Origin of the sequence: Bacillus sp. PS217, assembly GCF_037963535.1 — a bacterium.
GTDB classification, from domain to species: domain Bacteria; phylum Bacillota; class Bacilli; order Bacillales; family Bacillaceae; genus Bacillus; species Bacillus subtilis.
The window spans coordinates 2,591,148-2,610,485 of record NZ_CP150157.1 but is presented as its reverse complement, the minus strand read 5'-3'; the positions used below and the strand labels follow the sequence as shown (position 1 = coordinate 2,610,485).

Sequence of the window (19,338 nt, the reverse complement as noted above, 5' to 3'; positions counted from 1 at the left end):
TAAAAATATATAAAACTGACACAAGCTTATTTTGGAATCAACACTGTGCCAGTGCAAATAGCATCTGTAATGTTTCCTGGCTATTCAAGAAGTGTCTACTTTAATCGGAGGATATATAATGTCAAAAAAAGTGTCTGCTTCCTATATCATCATTATAGGATTAATGCTATTTGCATTGTTTTTTGGAGCAGGAAACCTCATTTTTCCGCCTATGCTTGGTCAAATGGCTGGAAAAAATGTATGGATCGCTAATGCAGGTTTCTTAGTGACCGGAGTTGGATTGCCATTACTGGCTATAACAGCATTTGTTTTTTCGGGTAAACAAAACTTACAGTCGTTAGCCAGCCGTGTTCACCCGGTGTTTGGCATTGTATTTACGACGATTCTCTATTTGGCAATCGGGCCTTTTTTCGCTATCCCGAGATCAGGAAACGTATCGTTTGAAATTGGGGTAAAACCTTTTTTATCAAATGATGCAAGCCCTGTCTCATTGATCATATTTACAATATTATTTTTCGCATTGGCATGCTTGTTATCACTCAATCCTTCAAAAATCATTGATATAGTTGGTAAATTTTTGACGCCAATTAAGCTGACATTTATCGGATTGCTTGTAGTGGTAGCTCTTATTCGCCCAATTGGAACCATTCAAGCACCATCAAAAGGGTACACATCACAAGCGTTTTTTAAAGGATTTCAGGAAGGATACCTCACTCTGGATGCCCTTGTAGCATTTGTTTTTGGAATTATCATCGTGAATGCATTGAAAGAACAAGGAGCTTCTACCAAAAAACAGCTGATGGGTGTTTGTGCAAAAGCAGCCGCGATTGCAGCTGTACTCTTAGCAGTTATGTATACAGCTCTTTCCTATATGGGGGCTTCCAGCGTTGAAGAACTAGGGATTTTAGAAAATGGAGCAGAGGTTTTGGCTAAGGTTTCATCCTATTATTTTGGTTCTTATGGTTCAATCTTATTGGGCTTAATGATTACAGTGGCGTGTCTGACGACAAGTGTCGGACTGATCACTGCGTGTTCTTCATTTTTTCATGAACTATTCCCGAACATTTCTTATAAAAAAATTGCTGTCGTTTTATCAGTGTTTAGTACGCTTGTCGCAAATATAGGATTAACCCAGCTTATTAAGGTGTCAATGCCTGTCTTACTGACGATGTATCCTATCGCGATTTCCTTAATATTTTTAACGTTTTTGCATTCTGTATTTAAAGGGAAGACAGAAGTGTATCAAGGCAGTTTATTATTCGCATTCATCATCAGCTTATTTGACGGTTTGAAGGAGGCGGGAATAAAAATTGAAGTTGTGAATCATATTTTCACTCAGATTCTTCCTATGTATAACATAGGGCTGGGGTGGCTCATTCCAGCTATTACAGGGGGAATATGCGGCTATATACTGAGTATATTCCGAACAAAAACAAGTTGATCAATCAACAGCAATATCACTCAGATCTGCAGGATCTCCTCCATCAGTGGATACTTCAACTGTTACAATTGGATGTTCTGCCCCTGTCCAACCGAAAATATCAATCTTTCCGTTGTCACCCGAAATCTGTAGGTGAATATTTAATAGTTGTGAGAGCGATTGACTCTTTAGGAAATAGTCAGCCTTTAACTTCAAGACGCAACCAAGTGTCTAGGGCAATGATCTTCGTTCAAAATTCTTTGAATGAGGAAAATCTACATTCTAATATCGACTAGGTTTCACAATTCAGAGTGCAAAATCACGAAGAAAAAGCAAACTACATACCGAAGTTTGCTTTTTTGCTCTATACAAACAATGAGATGCGCCTATATTTTTATATCAGACAACTGATCAGAGGTATTTTGAGGCGAAGCCTGCCTTCCATCCATTTATTTACGATTGATCTGGCCTCTTTACCTGAAAATGATCCCTCATATGCGTTAAAAAAGCAGATAAAGCAGGGGTAATTAAAGTGTCTTTCCGCCTTATAAACATGGTTGATACGAAAGAATATTTGTCAGAGATAGTGTGGCTGCGAATGCGGCCTTCTTTTTCATGCGAAGCAATGATTGAACGAGGCAGCAGTGAAATCCCCAAGCCGGCGCTTACACAGCCAATGATCGCTTCAAGTATGCCAAATTCCATTAATTTTATAGGTAATAAACCTTCTTCTTGGAGGATATGATTGAGCTTTGCTCTGTAAGAGCATCCTTTACGGAATACAAGCATTGTTTGTGTTTGAACATCCTGAATGGAAGAAATCACAGGGTGTGAAGCGCTTGTAACAAGAACCATCTCTTCATCCAATACCTTTTCTTGAACTAAATCAGGGTGTTCAATAGGCCCTGAAATAAAAGCGCCGTTTAACTCATAATGTAAAACTGCTTGTATTTGTTGTTCCGTAGGGCCGGTTACTAGGTTCAAATCAACATTTGGATAGAGGTTATTATAATGTGCAAGGAGTTGAGGAAGCCAAACTGCAGCTGTTGTTTCCATTGATCCTATACGCAGTGGCCCAGAAGGCGCGGATGATTCGCCCATGGCTGCTCTAGCTTCTTCAATAGTATGTAGAATTTTCTCTGAGTAAGAAACAAGAATTTGCCCTGGGGGAGTAAGTGTGATTCCTCGACTATGGCGATAGAATAATTTTGTCTGTAAATCGTTTTCTAGTTGTTGTATCTTATTCGTTACGTTCGATTGTGCATAATTTAAAGTCTGAGCAGCTTTGGAAATACTGCCTTCACGAGCAGTAGTGAGAAAAACCTGTAACAACTGAATATTCATCTAGTCCTCCATAGTTAATATCTGATTTTGAGATGTCTTCCATCTTAATTTTGAATTATATATGATAGCAGAGCTTCATGTAAACTAAAGCTTAGAAGAATAAATGATTTCTAAAGTAAGTGATAAGGCTATTTCAAAAAATGGTTAATTTACTCGAAGTTGATTCTGTATATTGCCTATGGAAATACACATCATAACATAGGCTTGACTAACACCAGAATGAAGGGGTTATTGGGAAATTACTTTATTCTAAATGTAGCAGCTGCTTGGAAATAGCTGACACATTAACGAATGAAATTAAAAAGACTGTTGTAGTAGAAGGAGGGGATTTTATGCCATTACTTCGTTTTGACTTAATAGAAGGGCGAGATCAATCAAGTTTGAAAAAACTTTTAGATGTCGCTCACAATGTTATAGTAGAGGCTTTTGATGTGCCTCAACAAGACCGTTATCAAATTGTTCATGAACATCCAGAAAATCATATGATTATTGAGGATACTGGGTTAGGATTTAACCGAACTAAAAATCTTGTTGTTCTTTCAGTTACAAGTAAATCCCGACCGGAAGAGAAGAAACAAAAATTTTACAGGCTGTTAGCTGAAAGACTGGAATCTGAGTGTGGTATCGCATCAACTGATTTAATTGTATCTATTGTTGAAAATGATAATGCTGACTGGAGTTTTGGACTTGGTGAGGCCCAATTTTTAACAGGTAAATTGTAGTTGAATACTACCCTCAAATGCTTGATTGAAGAAAAGGATAGAGAAACTAGGGTAGCGGAGCAAACCATGTGTTTGCTCCGCTTTTTTATGTTTATAAGAGAATAATTAAAGAGGTATTGTTGATTTCTATAAAAAATATTTTGACATTTCAGTAAAGAGCAGATATATTTATATATGAACACATGCTCATATATAAATATTATTTGCATCATGTTAGAATGCTTCATAACAGATTTGAAATAATAAATACATATGTATTAAAAACTTTAGGTAAGGAGGAGTTTTTTATGGGTCACAATCATAGTCACAATCATAATGAAGGAGCAAATAAAAAGGTTTTATTGATCTCTTTTATCATGATTACAGGTTATATGATAATAGAAGCTATAGGTGGATTTTTAACAAATAGTCTGGCGCTTTTATCTGATGCAGGCCATATGCTGAGTGATTCAATTTCATTAATGGTTGCCCTGATTGCTTTTACATTAGCTGAAAAAAAGGCAAATCACAATAAGACATTCGGCTATAAACGATTTGAGATTCTTGCAGCTGTGATAAACGGTGCTGCCTTAATTCTTATTTCTCTTTATATCATTTATGAAGCAATCGAACGCTTCTCTAATCCACCAAAAGTAGCAACAACCGGCATGCTTACAATTAGTATCATCGGGTTAGTTGTGAATCTATTGGTCGCTTGGATTATGATGAGTGGCGGAGATACAAAGAATAATCTGAATATAAGAGGAGCTTATTTACATGTAATAAGCGATATGCTCGGCTCTGTAGGTGCCATTTTAGCTGCCATACTTATCATCTTCTTTGGATGGGGCTGGGCAGATCCATTGGCTAGTATCATTGTGGCTATTCTTGTTCTAAGAAGCGGTTACAATGTGACTAAAGATTCCATTCACATCTTAATGGAAGGAACTCCAGAAAATATCGATGTCTCTGATATCATTCGTACAATTGAAGGGATAGAGGGAATTCAAAACATTCATGATTTACACATATGGTCTATCACAAGCGGATTGAATGCTCTTTCTTGCCACGCAGTTGTTGACGATCAACTGACCATTTCAGAAAGTGAAAATATTTTACGCGAAATTGAACATGAACTTGAGCATAAAGGCATTACGCACGTAACCATTCAAATAGAAACCGAAGCGCATAATCACGACAATGCGATCCTTTGTCAGCCCAAAATGGAGAAGCAGCGTGACCACCATCACCATTAAATTTTTTATCTAACTTTATAGTGAGGAGATCAACTAGGATTTTGCAGATTCTGTCTACTGACAATTTGAAATTGGCGGGGTGATAATGTGTACGACACTATAGTAATCGGGGCTGGTCAAGCAGGGATCTCAATAGGATATTATCTTAAGCAGTCCGATCAAAAGTTTATCATTTTGGATAAAAGTCATGAGGTGGGGGAGAGCTGGAAAGATCGGTATGACTCATTAGTTTTATTTACTTCTCGAATGTATAGCTCTTTGCCTGGAATGCATCTTGAAGGAGAAAAACATGGATTTCCTTCAAAAAATGAAATTGTTGCTTATCTAAAGAAGTATGTTAAAAAATTTGAAATTCCAATCCAATTACGGACAGAAGTAATAAGTGTCCTAAAAATAAAGAATTATTTCTTAATAAAAACAAATCGGGAAGAATATCAAACGAAGAATCTTGTCATTGCTACAGGGCCTTTTCATACCCCTAATATTCCATCAATATCAAAGGATTTATCCGATAATATTAATCAACTACACTCATCACAATATAAGAATTCAAAACAATTGGCATATGGAAATGTACTAGTAGTTGGTGGTGGGAATAGTGGTGCTCAAATAGCTGTTGAATTATCCAAAGAAAGAGTTACATATTTAGCCTGTAGTAATAAACTAGTTTATTTCCCTTTAATGATCGGAAAAAGAAGCATCTTTTGGTGGTTTGATAAATTAGGAGTTTTACATGCAAGTCATACATCAGTAGTAGGCAAATTCATTCAAAAGAAAGGTGATCCAGTATTTGGGCATGAATTAAAACATGCAATAAAACAGAAGGAGATCATCTTAAAAAAAAGAGTCATTGCCGCAAAGCAAAATGAAATCATTTTTAAAGATTCATCTACATTAGAAGTAAACAATATTATTTGGGCTACTGGTTTCAGGAATCCCTTATGTTGGATAAATATAAAAGGTGTTTTGGATCAAGAAGGTCGAATCATACATCATAGAGGTGTTTCACCTGTAGAAGGATTATACTTTATAGGTTTGCCTTGGCAGCATAAGCGAGGTTCAGCATTGCTTCAAGGCGTAGGAAATGATGCTGAATACATTGTAAAACAAATGAACGGTGAATAAACGAAGCAGAGCAGTAACTCACATGTTTACTGCTCTATTTTTTGCGTGAATAAGGGTAGCGAAGTGGAGATGCGCTTTCTCTTTTATTTAAGAAGTTAACATAGAAAGAGAAAAAGCACTTTAAGACATACTCATATTTTTATGTTCAACAATGGTCTTAAGGAGGCTGCGCATTGAATTTGTCAGGTACGCATCTTTATGGCGTATAAAGATTGTTGAGATACAGCTGTCTTTCTCAGGTAATGGGTGACAATAAACCTTACCTTGTGCAGCAAGATGCATAACAGCAGATTCCGGTACCACTGTTATACCGAGTCCAAGTGCAACACTATTTAAGATTGTCTCCAGGATGTTAAATTCCATCATTCTGTTTGGGAGCACACCTTCATCTTTGAGCCATTGTTCAAGCCTAGACCGATACCCGCACCCCTGATTAAAAACAAGAATCGGAGTCGTTGAAAAATCCTCTATATTAAACGTTTTGTTACTGGTTACAAGAGTAAGTCTTTCAGTATAAACATCATACTGTTCCAGAATAGAATGTTTCAAAGGGCCTGAAATAAAAGCTCCGTCTAATTCGTGATTCATGACCTTTTTAATAAGTTCCTCTGTTAGACCAGCCTGCAATGATAAATCCACATTAGGATACTTTTTATAATAGGAAGCTATAATGGTCGGCAGTATCCTCACTGTTTCCACTGTACCGATTTTTAATATTCCAGACGGTATATCAGTATCTAGAAAGACTTGCTCCAGTTCTTCAACATCTTTCAAAATTTTGTTAACGTATTCAATCATTTTTCGGCCCTCTGGACTTAGTGAAACCCCTTTTTTATGGCGATTGAAAAGAGGTGTTTTGAGCTCATTCTCTAATTGCTTAATCCGCGCAGTTACATTAGATTGTACATAATTTAACTCTTTTGCAGCACCGGTAATACTCTTGTGATGGGCTACGCATTTGAAAATTTGTAAGTCTCGCAGTTCCATGAAGATCCCCCCTTCATTAAAGTATCATTATCAATGATGTTTTTCATCACTTTTGTTCATTTTACTTGATGCTTACTTCTTTTTATAATTCTCATTGTAATTTTAAAGAAAAGGAGGGGAATTCAATGAAAAAAAGTCAATTATTCATTGGTGCCCTTACATGTTTAGTAGCAAGTATGTCTTGGGGCGCGATGTTTCCAGTTGCAGATCATGCATTAGAATTTATTGATCCGTTTTATTTTTCATTTATTCGCTACGGTGTGGTAACGATTATGTTAGTGATTTTATTATTGGTGAGAGAAGGAAAAAAATCATTTCATTTAGAGGGTAAAGCAAAATGGATCATTTTATTTGGGGTGATGGCGTTTACTGTATACAATGTTCTTATTTTTTTAGGTCAAAGGTTGATGGGGAAGTCTGGAATTATGACAGCATCCATTGCCGAGGCACTCATGCCAATGCTTTCAATTGTTATTCTATGGGGATATAAACATGTGAAACCTAAAAAATACACAATGATCAGTATATTGATTGCCTTTTTGGGGGCTTCGATGGTCATAACCAAAGGTAATATAAGTTTCTTTTTTTTATTGGGGGATCATCTATTCTCGCTACTCTTTATATTCATTGGTGTTTTAGGGTGGGTTGTCTACACAATGGGGGGACAGATATTCCGAGAGTGGTCCACACTTCGTTATTCAACTTTGACATGTTTATTCGGCACAGCTATAACAGGAATCATGACAGCTATACTTACCGCGCAAGGTTACGTGTCGGTACCGAGTATTAAAGTGATTGCAGCAATTAAGTATGATTTTTTATTTATGATTACTTTACCAGGTATCATAGCCCTCCTTAGTTGGAACTATGGCATTAAAATCCTATCATCCATTAACGGGATTTTATTTATTAACTTTGTCCCCATCACTACATTGTTAATCATGGTGATCAAAGGATATAACATAACTGCTTTTGATATAGTAGGAACACTGTTTGTCATTATTGGACTCATTTTAAATAACATATATCAGCGTAAGGAAGATTATAAGCAGGTATTGCAAAAAGAAAAAACACATTTGACTATCACTTAGACGGTGGGGGATTTAAAATGTTTGAAGGTTTATTGTTTTTCATTTCAGCTGGAATTGTCTGTGAACTTGCTGCAATTAATAGAAATGGCCGCAAAAATATAAAGCAACAGGCGGAATTGATTCAAATTTTAAAAGAAAACCTTAATAAAGACATTAAATAAATCAAGACGGTTGGATATTATTGAAACACACCAGAAAATTCAGGTGTGTTTTTATTTTGCTTTCTTTTTTAAGCCTTAAAACGTCACCAATCGCTAGTTGAATACTATGGGAACCACTCTCCATACGGAAAAAGATGATTATTTACATCATTCAGAGTTGATTTTAGGTTCTTTTGAACTTATAATGTTATATATACTGTTTTTTGTTTATTCAGAAAAAACGGGTTATAAAAATAAATATTTATATCGGAGGTGTACGCCTTACTAGGTAAGGCAAATCATTGACAACCATTAACCTTATAATCTTTACTATTTTAATTGTCTTAACAGCATTTTTTGTTGCGACTGAATTTGCGATAGTAAAGATCAGGTCATCAAAAATTGACCAACTCATATTAGAGGGAAAAAAAGGTGCCGTATCAGCCAAAAAGGTCATTACTCATTTGGACGAATATTTGTCAGCTTGTCAATTAGGGATCACGGTTACAGCGTTGGGAATTGGCTGGGTTGGAGAATCGACTTTTGAAGTGATTTTGCACCCCTTATTTGCTCATTTTCATGTAAGTGAAACAGTCTCACATGTATTGATCTTAGTGATTGCTTTTGTGATGGCGACTTTTTTGCACGTTGTAGTTGGAGAACTTGCTCCTAAAACACTCGCTATCCAAAAAGCGGAAACCATCACTCTTTTGACTGCAAAGCCAATTATTTGGTTTTACCGCATCCTGTTCCCTTTTATATGGTTTTTAAATGGTTCAGCCCGGTTTATAGTAGGACTCTTCGGTTTGAAACCTGCATCAGAACATGAACTTGCTCATTCTGAAGAAGAACTGCGCATCTTACTGTCTGAAAGCTATAAGAGCGGTGAAATCAATCAAAATGAGTTGAAATATGTAAATAATATTTTTGAATTTGATGAAAGAATCGCCAAAGAAATTATGATTCCGAGAAGAGAGATCGTAGCGATTTCTAGTAAGGATTCTTATGAAACTATTGTTAAGACCATTAAGACAGAGAGTTATACAAGGTACCCAGTCCTAAATGGAGATAAAGATTCAATCATTGGTTTTATCAATGCTAAAGAATTCTTGTCAGCTTATATTGACACAGACCAGAAGATAAAAGAGGATTTCAAGTTAGAAAATCATATCAACCCTGTTATCCATGTTATTGAATCCGTTCCAATTCATGATTTATTGGTAAAAATGCAAAAAGAGCGAACACATATCGCTATTCTTGTGGATGAATATGGCGGCACTTCAGGTTTAGTCACTGCTGAAGATATTCTTGAAGAAATTGTTGGGGAAATCAGAGATGAATTTGATGAAGATGAAGTGCCTGATATTAGAAAAGTAAATGATAATCACTTTATCTTAGATTCGAAAGTGCTCATTGAGGATGTAAATGATTTATTGGGAACGACGTTAGCAAGTGACGAAGTGGATACGATAGGCGGCTGGTTTATGACTCAAGAAATAGACGCTGCAGTTGGATCCGTTATAGAAGCCGATGGGTATATTTTTAAAATACACAAAACAGTTGGCCGGCATATTAATTATTTAGAAATTGTCCGGGAAAAAGAATAACATCTGGATAAAACACATGAGACTTTGACTAATAAGATGCTTAAAGCCTGAGATGAAATTTTCATCCAGGCTTTTTTAACTTGCAGTTTAAGTAGGTAATCATTATCGAAGTTCAAACGTTTCTCAGCAAACAAGGAGGCTTGGATATCTATAGCTCTTTTACCATTACCTTCTCACCATTAAAGTCGAGTTCACCATTAAATTGAAAACCAAACCTTTGAAAGGCGTATAGCATGAATATTATTTTCAAATATACTTAAATAAATTCTTTTGCATTTATATAGCTCAGCAAGGTGCTGAATGAGGGCTTTAAGCATTTTCTTCCCTAATCCTTTTCCCTGATAGCGTTCGTCAATAAAAAATCGGTCAAGCCAGACTCGTCCGTTTTTATTATCTTCATCATACTCGGGAAACAATCCATACATTGCAAAACCGACTAGATCTCCTTCATAGTAAAGCCCGACAGGTTTATAATAGTGACATTCGTTTGCATCCTCTAAACATACTTTTGTAGTTTCAATATATGATAATTGATTCTGGCTGACATGTAGATCAAGAATTGCAGCACGATTATCATCAGTTACTCCTTTTATTTTTATACTCATACTACATTCTCCTTTTTTCTTATCCCGGTATCCTGATATTGCTAAAACTCAGCTTAAACTATATTCACGTCAAGCAACATGTAGCCTATCATATTAAGTACCTTTTCTTATTGTGCCTAGCCAGAGGCATTCCCTGCATCCAAATGACTTGACTTTATAGAGGCTGAATTAATTCAAAGCTGCAGCATCATTCTTTTTTTCTTTCCAAACCATTGTAAGACCAAGGCCGACAATCATAACGAAACCTGCAAAAAGGAAAGGATAATGAATGTTAAGATCAAATAGTATACCGCCTAAAGCAGGTCCAAATATATTTCCCAGGCTGGTGTATGTGGAGTTCATGCCTGCTACGAAACCCTGCTGGTTACCGGCCATATTGGATAAATGAGCGGTTAAGGCCGGACGTAGCAAATCGAACGCCAGAAAAATAAAACAAGTTACAAGCAAAACAGTTAAAAATCCTGACATAACAGTAGACACGAAAGCCAAGATCGCACCGGTTATTAAGCACAGCTGAATCATTCTTTTCTCTCCAAGTTTGTTGACCAATTTCCCGAATAGTAAAACTTGAATAACTACCGCAACAATGGAACTAATCGTAATAATGGCTGCAATATCTTTTGGTGTGAAGCCAAATTTATGATCAGAAAACAAGCTGAATACCGTTTCATAAGCTGATAAACCAAAAGCCATTACAAAGACGATAATAAATGCAATGAAATAGACAGGATGAATGGATCTCTTCAAGTCTTTAATGAAATTTGATTCCTTTGTATGAGATGAGAGTTGATGGCGTTCTTCTATCGACAATGACTCTTTTAGTATAAAAACGGAAGTGACAGCTGCTATTAACGCGATGGCGGAGGCGAAGAAAAACGGCATGCGGATGCCAAAGCCGGCAATAAATCCTCCCGCACCAGGCCCAATAATAAAGCCGGTGCTAATTGCAGCAGAAACATACCCCATAGCCTTTGACCTTTCCTTTAGGGTTGTAATATCAGCTACATATGCTGTTACCGCGGGCATGATAAAAGCCGCACTTACACCACCCAATATCCTCGAGAAATAAAATATTGAAACATGGGTCCCTAATCCGAAAATCAACTCAGATAAACTGAATATAAGCAACCCGAGAATAATCATTTTTTTTCTCCCGAAACGGTCAACCCACCTACCTGCAAAAGGTGAAGTAATTAACTGAGAAATGGCAAAAGCCGCAACAAGATAACCCATTGTGCTGCCGGATAAATGCATGATTTTCATAAAAGAAGGCATAACTGGAATGATTAAACCGATACCAAGAAATGCTACGAAGATGTTGCTTAATAGTATAATGAATATCGTTTTTTGCTCATTTATTGATTTTTTCATCTGAATTCCCCTTTTACTCAATTGAACCCTTTTTACCTATCCTTTTCGCTTGAAGCTTTTTTCAAGTACAATCAAATCATAAGGTATATGGTTACCGTATAGTCAAGGAGGTTTTTATGAGCGAAGATGTTAAGAAGTATTTCACAACAGGGGAGTTTTCGAAGCTCTGCCGTGTAAAAAAACAAACCTTATTTCATTATGATGAGATTGGTCTTTTCTCGCCGGAAATAAAAAAAGAAAATGGGTATAGATATTATTCCTATCATCAATTTGAGATTTTTCAAGTCATCAGTCTATTTAAAGAGCTTGGGGTTCCATTAAAAGAAATAAAGTGTCTAATAAAAGGAAAAACACCAGACAAGATCCTGCATGTTCTAAAAGAAAAGTCTATTGAGATTGATAAAAAAATAAATGAGCTTAAGCAGTTGCAAACGATCTTACAAACAAAAGTGACGCTTACAGAACAAGCACTTGAGACTGATTTTTCCTCAATTTCTTTTGAATATTTAAATGAAGAAACATTCATGTTAAGCCGAAAAACATTAAACTTACCAGAACGAAAATATGTGGCAGCCATTTCAGAACTCATTCATGAAGTTCAGCAATATGAATTAGATGAAGGATATCCGATAGGCGGAATCTTTGCACGGGAACAAATCTTAGAAAAAGACTTCTACAATTACAGTTACTTTTATATAAAAGTAAAAGATGGGGCAGAGAACATAAATTATCATGTACGGCCAAAAGGCCTGTATGCAGTTGGATATGAAATAGGCGGAAATACTGAAGAGGCGTACCGGAGAATCATTGAGTTCATTGAAAGAAATGGAATGCAAATAGGGGAAAATGCATATGAGGAATATATGCTGGATGAGATGGTAGTTGACGGGTATGAAAATACATATGCAAAAATCCTCCTTCAAGTTAAAGAGGTGTAAGATTACGAGATTTTCATATGGAAAAATTGTTTCTGTTGTGTGCCCAAAAAGAATATAAACTGGTTTACTAAAAGCGAGCCCACATACAGGAGACGGTACAAACGGCACTGGGAACCGCAAGTCTATCGGCGTTGAAATATGCTATAACGATTCAGGAGGCGATAAATTCTACGCTGCTGAAAAGCTGGCCATCAAGGCGCATCCAAAGGGATAAATCTAAAAGAGCTGGGATAGGGGGGACAAACAACAGAATTCCGTATACTCTGTTGTTGTGCTATGTAAATGTTCAAAAGCCATTTAGGATCGTCGACCTTTGATAATCCATCATATAAAGGTGTCATTCGATGTCTTGTTAACAAAGGCTAGTGAAATTCAACATCCAGAAAACGATTACAAGGTCGGTGATAAATTATTCATCCATGAATCAAACGGTGATCGAACATTCATTTTTGTGTTTAATATGAGTTTTCTTGATTTAGCACACTCCCTTAATAAATGCATAGGATACTATCACAAAAATTTATAATTGTGGGGATCAAAAAATGTACTATAACCCTTTTTCGCCTCAATGTTATTATTATGTGACTGTACCGATGTATAATGATGGAAGATCTGTTTATTGGACTATTCCAAATGAGATGGAGAACGTACACAGAGGTGCCGATTTGCGCTCTTCATATGAAGATAGAAACCTTCTCTTGAAGGATTATGGGCCAAAACCATTTGTTGTAAATATCAATAGAGCCACAAAACAAAACCATACGTTCCGTACTGCTTTATGGACAGGAGAGCATTTTCAAGTGACTTTGATGAGTCTTGGTATTGGAGAAGACATTGGTTTGGAAATCCATCCTAACGTTGACCAGTTCTTACGGATTGAGCAGGGGCGTGGGATCGTCAAAATGGGAAAGAGCAAAGATCATTTGAACTTTCAAAGAAATGTCTATGATGATTCTGCCATTGTTGTCCCTGCCGGCACTTGGCACAACGTAATTAATACAGGAAATACGCCATTAAAACTTTACTCCATTTATGCTCCTCCTAACCATCCATTTGGTACAGTTCATGAAACCAAAGCAGATGCAGTGGCTGCGGAAGATTAGCACAGATATTCTGCAGAATTCTATAATAATTAAAGTCACATCCAGCATGAAACATGGGGAACCAGTACCATGCTAATGAAACCCCATTTAATATCCAAGCAGCGTGTCTTGTGCTAATTTTAAGTAATTGATAAATAAAGCCGATTTAAAATTAAATCGGCTTATTGCTTTATTCGAGTTCCTTTTAGCAGAATTGGCATTATCGAATGTAAGTATTTTTTCAATCCGCGGATATCGAAATGAATCTATCAGCTCAAAGAAAGTAACTTTCACACTTGACTATATACCTATGGGGGTATATTATTGTTTTGTGAATAAACAAAGAGTTAATAAGGTGGTGTAAATAGTATCAATTATTTAGTTATTGCATTCCTGCTTATTTTTGTGATTATCATTGCAACGTATAGACGTTATTATCCTATAACCGGAATCTCTTGTATCCATAAAGATAAATTAGAGGCTATGGACATCACAATATTAGATATTCGTCATTATAACGATGTAGCCAATTTTTCGGATAATATTATTTTAAACATCCCATATGCGTATCTAAAACGTTTTTATTTAGAGATTCCACGTGATAAAATACACATAATAGCTCGTGACCGGGTGGAATTAAATTTAGGAGTGCGTTTTCTAAAGCGCAAAGGTATCCATGTAAACAGTTATGAACTGGCAACATGTAAATGTAAAAATAAATGAAAGAAAGGATTTCATTGATATATGGAGTATGATCAAAAGATTAAAAACCGCTTACGACGGATTGAAGGACAAATTAAAGGTGTATTGACTATGATGGAACAAGGAAAAGATTGTAGAGAGGTTGTGACCCAATTAGCAGCTTCCCGTAATGCGATCGATCGAGCGATGGGTTTAATTGTGAGCACAAACCTTGAACATTGTGTTCGTGAAAGTTTAGAAAAAGGCGAAGACACACAAAATTTAGTAAAAGAAGCAGTCGACTTATTGGTAAAGAGCCGATAAAAATTCATCAACCTAAGGTTGACGAATTTTTATATGCGTTATATTATACCCCCTACGGTATTTAAAGAGTTGAATAAAAGCAGATCTTTCGAAAAAATTTTGACTTTAATATACCCACTGGGGTAATTGGTTAGGAGAATCAACATGACAGAACAAACAAAACGCACAACAATTGTTTTATTTAGCGGGGATTATGATAAGGCAATGGCAGCCTATATTATTGCAAATGGTGCAGCTGCCTACGATCATGAAGTGACGATCTTCCATACTTTTTGGGGATTAAACGCTTTACGTAAAGAAGAGCTGATTCCAGTGAAAAAAGGATTTCTTGAAAAAATGTTTGGAAAGATGATGCCTCGTGGTGCTGATAAGATGGGTTTATCTAAAATGAACTTTGCAGGTATGGGCCCTAAAATGATTAAAAATGTGATGAAAAAGCATAATGCACTTCCTTTGCCTCAGTTGATTGAGATGGCTCAAGAACAGGGGGTAAAGCTCGTAGCTTGTACGATGACAATGGATCTTCTTGGTTTACAGGAAAAAGAACTATTAGATGATATTGACTATGCTGGTGTAGCAGCTTATTTGGCAGATGCTGAGGAAGGCAGTGTCAACTTATTTATCTAATGCTACTCATTTACTCATTGCTAAGCGGAATGAGAAGTTTAAAGGCAAGTAAAAATATTGAAGAAACAAGGATTTAAAAAGATCACAAATATAAAAGGGGCATGAATACATGGTATTAACTTCTAGTGAGAAACTTTTTGTATATTTATATACCCCCACCCCTATATGAGAAAAGGAGGAAAAAAATGATGAAAGCAACTATTGTACTAGACGCTAAAGGTTTGGCGTGTCCAATGCCTATCGTAAAAACGAAGAAGAGAATGAAGGATTTAAAAGCTGGTGAAGTATTGGAAATTCAAGCAACAGATAAAGGTTCCACAGCAGATCTGGAAGCATGGGCAAAAAGTACAGGCCATGAATATCTAGGTACTGAAGCAGAGGGAGAAATACTTCGTCATTTTCTTCGAAAAGGAGGAGAGCATTCATCAGAAAATGCATCTTCAATTCCTGAGATTTCATTAGAAGCTTTCAAACAGAAAGTGGATAGTGACGAGTCTCTTAACATTTTAGATGTACGAGAGATAGAGGAGTATGAAAAAGCTCATATTCCTGGAGTTGTGCATATCCCTCTTGGTGAAGTGGAAAAGCGCTCTAATGAATTAAACAAAAATGATGAAATTTATATTATCTGCCATTCGGGAAGAAGAAGTGAAATGGCGGCCCACACCATGAAAAAACAAGGTTTTAAAAAGGTTATTAATGTTGTCCCCGGTATGCGGGATTGGACAGGTAAAACCGAATAAATAAAAAGCATGATGAACAGATGAGTACAAGAGTAGCGATTATTGCGGCAAATGGCGGTCTGTTTGATGCTTATAAAGTCTGTAATATTGCGACAAGGAAAAGAGCATGTCGCAGAAGGTTGTAGGAACGCAAATGTGCCTTCTATTCTTAACTGATTGAAATGGGAGTTGCATGAATTGGTTGTCAAATAACGATGGACGTTATGGGTTTAACAAAAGATGATTTTATGGAAGGAATCGAAGTAGGCGGGGCTGTTACCTTTTTAGATTTTACTAAAGATGCTGATGTATCCTTAACATTTTAGTCCCGCTAAAAGATTCGATATAGGAGGTATTGAAACATGACCGTAAAGGCAATGACCCCAAAAGAAGTGACAAAAAAAATCTTTAACAAAGAACCTTTATTTATTTTGGATGTGCGTAATGAAAATGATTTTAGTGATTGGAAGATAGAAGGGCATGACTTCGACCATTTGAATGTTCCTTATTTTGATCTTTTAGATGGCGTAGAAGATATATTGGAGAAAATTCCTTCTGATAAAGAAGTGCTGGTCGTTTGTGCAAAAGAAGGTTCATCCGTCATGGTATCCGAAATGCTATCTGAAGCAGGTCATTCTGTATCCTATCTTAAGGGTGGAATGAAAGCATGGAGCGAACATTTAGAGCCGGTAAAAGTCGGGGATTTAAAAGATGGCGGTGAGATGTATCAGTTTGTTCGAATCGGTAAAGGCTGCCTGTCATACATGGTCATTTCCAATGGTGAAGCAGCAATTATTGATGCGACACGTATGGTAGATTTCTTTATGGATTTTGCGAAGGAGAAGGGTGCAACGATTACTCACGTATTTGATACACATCTTCACGCGGACCATATTTCAGGCGGCAGAGTCATTGCTGAAAAAACAAAAGCAACCTACTGGTTACCGCCTAAAGATGCTGAAGAAGTGGTATTCGATTATCAGCCGTTGGAAGAAGGAAACGACATGATCATTGGAAATACAACGATTAAAATTCAACCGATTTATTCTCCGGGACACACGATTGGGTCCACTTCTTTCATTGTCGATGATCTGTATCTTCTTTCAGGTGATATTTTGTTTATTGATTCAATCGGCAGACCAGACTTAGCCGGTATGGCAGAAGATTGGGTAGGAGATTTAAGAAAAACGCTTTATAGCCGTTACAAAGCGTTATCAAAGGATTTAATTGTATTACCGGCACACTTTATGATCATTGACGAGCTAAATGAGGATGGAAGTGTTGGTAAAAAACTAAGTACATTATTTAGCGAGAACCATGGTTTGAACATTGCGGATGAAACAGAATTTAGACACCTAGTAACAGATCATTTGCCTCCGCAACCAAATGCATACCAAGAGATTCGAGAAACAAACATGGGGAAAATCAGCCCAGATGAAGAAAAACAGCGTGAAATGGAGATTGGTCCAAACCGCTGTGCAATACGATAACACAAGTTTCTATTAAAAAGAGGAGAGATGAACATGAAATCAGATAAAGTATTAGACGCAAAAGGCCTGGCATGCCCAATGCCAATCGTCAGGACAAAAAAAGCGATGGATGAACTGGAATCAGGTCAAATATTAGAAGTGCATGCAACAGATAAGGGAGCTAAAAGTGATCTTGCAGCTTGGTCTAAATCAGGCGGGCATGACCTTTTAGAGCAAACTGATGAAGGTGATGTATTGAAATTCTGGATTAAAAAAGGCTAATAATGTGAAAGGGTATCGAATAAAAAGATACCCTTTTCCTTTGAAAGGAGGAAACCAAAGTGGATATTGCCTTTATCACAACTCTTTTCATTATAGGGTTTATTGGTGCCTTTATTTCCGGAATGATTGGTATTGGCGGAGCAGTTATTAATTATCCAATGCTATTGTACATTCCTTCTTTATTGGGAGTGATGTCATTAACTGCCCATGAAGTTTCAGGGATAGGGGCTATTCAAGTTTTCTTTGCGACACTCGGCGGTGTTTGGGCTTATCGTAAGAGTGGTCTTCTAAATAAAGCATTAATTATTTACATGGGAAGCAGCATCCTTTTAGGGAGTGTATTGTGGAGTTACTTTTCTCATTACATATCTGAAAAAGGAATTAACTTTATATACGGAATTCTGGCTATTTTAGCAGTTATTTTAATGTTGATACCTAAAAAAGGACAAGAACATAGCGAAGACAAAGAAGTGATATTTAATAAATGGTTGGCTTCGTCCCTAGCGTTAATCATAGGTGGTGTATCAGGTATTTTAGGAGCTGGCGGCGCCTTTATCCTGGTCCCCATTATGTTATCGATTTTAAATATTCCTGTAAGAATCACTGTTGCTTCATCTCTTGCGATTACATTTCTATCATCTATTGGAGCAACAGTTGGAAAAGTAATGACGGGCCAGGTTCTTTTTGTACCAGCCCTGGTTCTTATGATTGCTAGTTTCATTGCTTCTCCTATTGGCGCATCAGTTGGGCAAAAAGTAAATACAAAATTCCTGCAATGGATTTTAGCGCTATTAATAAGTGCGACAGCCATTAAAATTTGGTTAGAGCTCCTTTGATATAAGTCAGCGGGTAAAATGAAAGATTAACAGGTTGATACTGCTGAAGTTTTTGAAAATCAAATGAATATGAAACATCAATTGAGGGTTTTTTATTGAATGGTTTAAAATTGACTATGAGTCAGAGAGAAAAAGGCAATAGGGCACCGCAAATTAAAATTCTCAGTAGATCAAAATAACTTTTGGATTGGTATTAGAATCTTGATTATATGCTGCGGAGAAAGTGACGGGTTGGAACTGCTGTTAAGGAAAACATCAGATTATGAAAAACCAAGAAGAAAGAAACTAAGTTAGAGGAGTAAACCATACGTTTGCTCCTCTTTCTGTTTATAAAGGACTTTGTACCAAAAGTAACGTTGGTTGCTATGAATAGGGATCAAAATGATTTGTTTTTTGATTATTTTTTAAAATAATTTAAAAGGATAAAAAAAGAGAGTGAAAATCATCCACCACTTAATATCGAAAATAATTCGACTTAATGAAATAGGTAATAAGGTTTAAATGCAAAAGGAAAAGTTTGCTTTATAGTCTGTGAGGCATACAGTAAAAAACAGGTGAAACGTCTGATGAAAGAAGATATTTTTCGGTTTAATATAATTAATGCCCAAAAAATGGATATTTACAATGGGTAAATGCAAATATCTCTTAGGAAGGTCTCTCTTATTTTAAATATGAAAGGGGATGAAAAAGCGTAAATGACTTAATAGATTCTGTGCTTTATAAATCTTTA

General features: G+C 36.4%; 20 protein-coding genes and 4 pseudogenes. 20 read left to right on the top strand and 4 right to left on the bottom strand.

The annotated features are described in order from the left end of the window. Positions 1-118 precede the first annotated feature (118 nt). Positions 119-1,441, top strand: a complete 1,323-nt coding sequence (gene brnQ, locus NSQ83_RS13560; RefSeq protein ID WP_032722226.1) for a branched-chain amino acid transport system II carrier protein — start codon at positions 119-121, stop codon at positions 1,439-1,441. After that, entirely contained in the window at positions 1,399-1,716 is a 318-nt protein-coding gene (locus tag NSQ83_RS13555; protein WP_015251620.1) for a hypothetical protein, read from the top strand. The genes brnQ and NSQ83_RS13555 overlap by 43 nt, the downstream gene beginning before the upstream one ends. Positions 1,717-1,873: 157 nt before the next feature. Here the strand turns inward: NSQ83_RS13555 and gltR are convergent, their stop codons facing one another. After that, the gene (gltR, locus tag NSQ83_RS13550; protein WP_019712544.1) at positions 1,874-2,764 is read right to left on the bottom strand and encodes a glutamate biosynthesis transcriptional regulator GltR; all 891 of its coding nucleotides are present in this window, start codon (positions 2,762-2,764) and stop codon (positions 1,874-1,876) included. A 332-nt stretch (positions 2,765-3,096) separates the two neighbouring features. Between gltR and NSQ83_RS13545 the strand changes: the two genes are divergently transcribed. The 3 genes from NSQ83_RS13545 to NSQ83_RS13535 all read left to right on the top strand — a co-directional run bounded on the left by NSQ83_RS13545 (position 3,097) and on the right by NSQ83_RS13535 (position 5,846). After that, on the top strand, positions 3,097-3,486 hold the full coding sequence (locus NSQ83_RS13545; protein ID WP_032722222.1) for a tautomerase family protein: 390 nt from the start codon (positions 3,097-3,099) through the stop codon (positions 3,484-3,486). 287 nt (positions 3,487-3,773) lie between these two features. Then, positions 3,774-4,721, top strand: a complete 948-nt coding sequence (gene czcD, locus NSQ83_RS13540; RefSeq protein WP_198878613.1) for a CDF family zinc transporter CzcD — start codon at positions 3,774-3,776, stop codon at positions 4,719-4,721. Positions 4,722-4,808: 87 nt separating this feature from the next. Continuing rightward, the gene (locus NSQ83_RS13535; RefSeq protein ID WP_032722216.1) at positions 4,809-5,846 is read left to right on the top strand and encodes an NAD(P)/FAD-dependent oxidoreductase; all 1,038 of its coding nucleotides are present in this window, start codon (positions 4,809-4,811) and stop codon (positions 5,844-5,846) included. Between the two features lie 120 nt (positions 5,847-5,966). On the opposite strand, the gene czcR is transcribed toward NSQ83_RS13535, so the two are convergent. Then, positions 5,967-6,833, bottom strand: coding sequence for a LysR family transcriptional regulator CzcR (czcR, locus tag NSQ83_RS13530; RefSeq protein ID WP_069322785.1), 867 nt, complete (start codon positions 6,831-6,833; stop codon positions 5,967-5,969). A gap of 125 nt (positions 6,834-6,958) precedes the next feature. Between czcR and NSQ83_RS13525 the strand changes: the two genes are divergently transcribed. From NSQ83_RS13525 to NSQ83_RS13515, 3 genes are all read left to right on the top strand, one after another. Then, positions 6,959-7,924 carry a DMT family transporter gene (locus NSQ83_RS13525; RefSeq protein WP_088467290.1) on the top strand — a complete coding sequence of 322 codons (966 nt, stop codon included), beginning with the start codon at positions 6,959-6,961 and terminating at the stop codon, positions 7,922-7,924. A gap of 17 nt (positions 7,925-7,941) precedes the next feature. Then, on the top strand, positions 7,942-8,085 hold the full coding sequence (locus tag NSQ83_RS13520) for a YrzO family protein (protein ID WP_014477437.1): 144 nt from the start codon (positions 7,942-7,944) through the stop codon (positions 8,083-8,085). Between the two features lie 281 nt (positions 8,086-8,366). Continuing rightward, the gene (locus NSQ83_RS13515) at positions 8,367-9,671 is read left to right on the top strand and encodes a hemolysin family protein (RefSeq protein ID WP_195727797.1); all 1,305 of its coding nucleotides are present in this window, start codon (positions 8,367-8,369) and stop codon (positions 9,669-9,671) included. A 148-nt stretch (positions 9,672-9,819) separates the two neighbouring features. On the opposite strand, the pseudogene bltD reads toward NSQ83_RS13515, so the two are convergent. Next, positions 9,820-10,276, bottom strand: a pseudogene (gene bltD, locus NSQ83_RS13510) (spermine/spermidine acetyltransferase). Positions 10,277-10,444: 168 nt separating this feature from the next. Next, positions 10,445-11,647 (bottom strand): multidrug efflux MFS transporter Blt, encoded by a 1,203-nt coding sequence (gene blt, locus NSQ83_RS13505; protein WP_003229880.1) that lies wholly within the window; start codon positions 11,645-11,647, stop codon positions 10,445-10,447. A 116-nt stretch (positions 11,648-11,763) separates the two neighbouring features. Between blt and bltR the strand changes: the two genes are divergently transcribed. The 12 genes and pseudogenes from bltR to NSQ83_RS13445 all read left to right on the top strand — a co-directional run bounded on the left by bltR (position 11,764) and on the right by NSQ83_RS13445 (position 18,608). Then, entirely contained in the window at positions 11,764-12,585 is an 822-nt protein-coding gene (gene bltR / locus NSQ83_RS13500; protein WP_014480349.1) for a multidrug efflux transcriptional regulator BltR, read from the top strand. Positions 12,586-12,649: 64 nt separating this feature from the next. Continuing rightward, a pseudogene (locus NSQ83_RS13495) lies at positions 12,650-12,781 on the top strand (hypothetical protein); the annotation flags it as partial. After that, a complete protein-coding gene (locus tag NSQ83_RS13490) occupies positions 12,759-12,902 on the top strand; it encodes a hypothetical protein (RefSeq protein ID WP_032722385.1) in 144 nt (47 codons plus the stop codon). The pseudogene NSQ83_RS13495 and the gene NSQ83_RS13490, both read left to right, overlap by 23 nt. Positions 12,903-13,127: 225 nt before the next feature. Continuing rightward, positions 13,128-13,688 carry a cupin domain-containing protein gene (locus NSQ83_RS13485; RefSeq protein WP_088467287.1) on the top strand — a complete coding sequence of 187 codons (561 nt, stop codon included), beginning with the start codon at positions 13,128-13,130 and terminating at the stop codon, positions 13,686-13,688. Positions 13,689-14,072: 384 nt separating this feature from the next. Continuing rightward, the gene (locus NSQ83_RS13480; protein ID WP_015649913.1) at positions 14,073-14,390 is read left to right on the top strand and encodes a hypothetical protein; all 318 of its coding nucleotides are present in this window, start codon (positions 14,073-14,075) and stop codon (positions 14,388-14,390) included. A 21-nt stretch (positions 14,391-14,411) separates the two neighbouring features. Further along, positions 14,412-14,672, top strand: coding sequence for a metal-sensitive transcriptional regulator (locus NSQ83_RS13475; protein ID WP_003237170.1), 261 nt, complete (start codon positions 14,412-14,414; stop codon positions 14,670-14,672). Between the two features lie 144 nt (positions 14,673-14,816). Next, positions 14,817-15,299: a DsrE/DsrF/DrsH-like family protein gene (locus tag NSQ83_RS13470; RefSeq protein ID WP_015251635.1), complete on the top strand. Its 483-nt coding sequence runs from the start codon at positions 14,817-14,819 to the stop codon at positions 15,297-15,299. A gap of 185 nt (positions 15,300-15,484) precedes the next feature. Next, positions 15,485-16,042, top strand: coding sequence for a sulfurtransferase TusA family protein (locus tag NSQ83_RS13465; RefSeq protein ID WP_015251636.1), 558 nt, complete (start codon positions 15,485-15,487; stop codon positions 16,040-16,042). Positions 16,043-16,062: 20 nt separating this feature from the next. Next, positions 16,063-16,347 (top strand): annotated as a pseudogene (locus NSQ83_RS13460) (DsrE/DsrF/DrsH-like family protein). 29 nt (positions 16,348-16,376) lie between these two features. After that, positions 16,377-17,511 (top strand): annotated as a pseudogene (locus tag NSQ83_RS13455) (MBL fold metallo-hydrolase). Positions 17,512-17,544: 33 nt separating this feature from the next. After that, a complete protein-coding gene (locus NSQ83_RS13450; RefSeq protein ID WP_069322778.1) occupies positions 17,545-17,772 on the top strand; it encodes a sulfurtransferase TusA family protein in 228 nt (75 codons plus the stop codon). A gap of 59 nt (positions 17,773-17,831) precedes the next feature. Then, positions 17,832-18,608, top strand: coding sequence for a sulfite exporter TauE/SafE family protein (locus tag NSQ83_RS13445; protein ID WP_088467286.1), 777 nt, complete (start codon positions 17,832-17,834; stop codon positions 18,606-18,608). Positions 18,609-19,338: the final 730 nt, after the last annotated feature.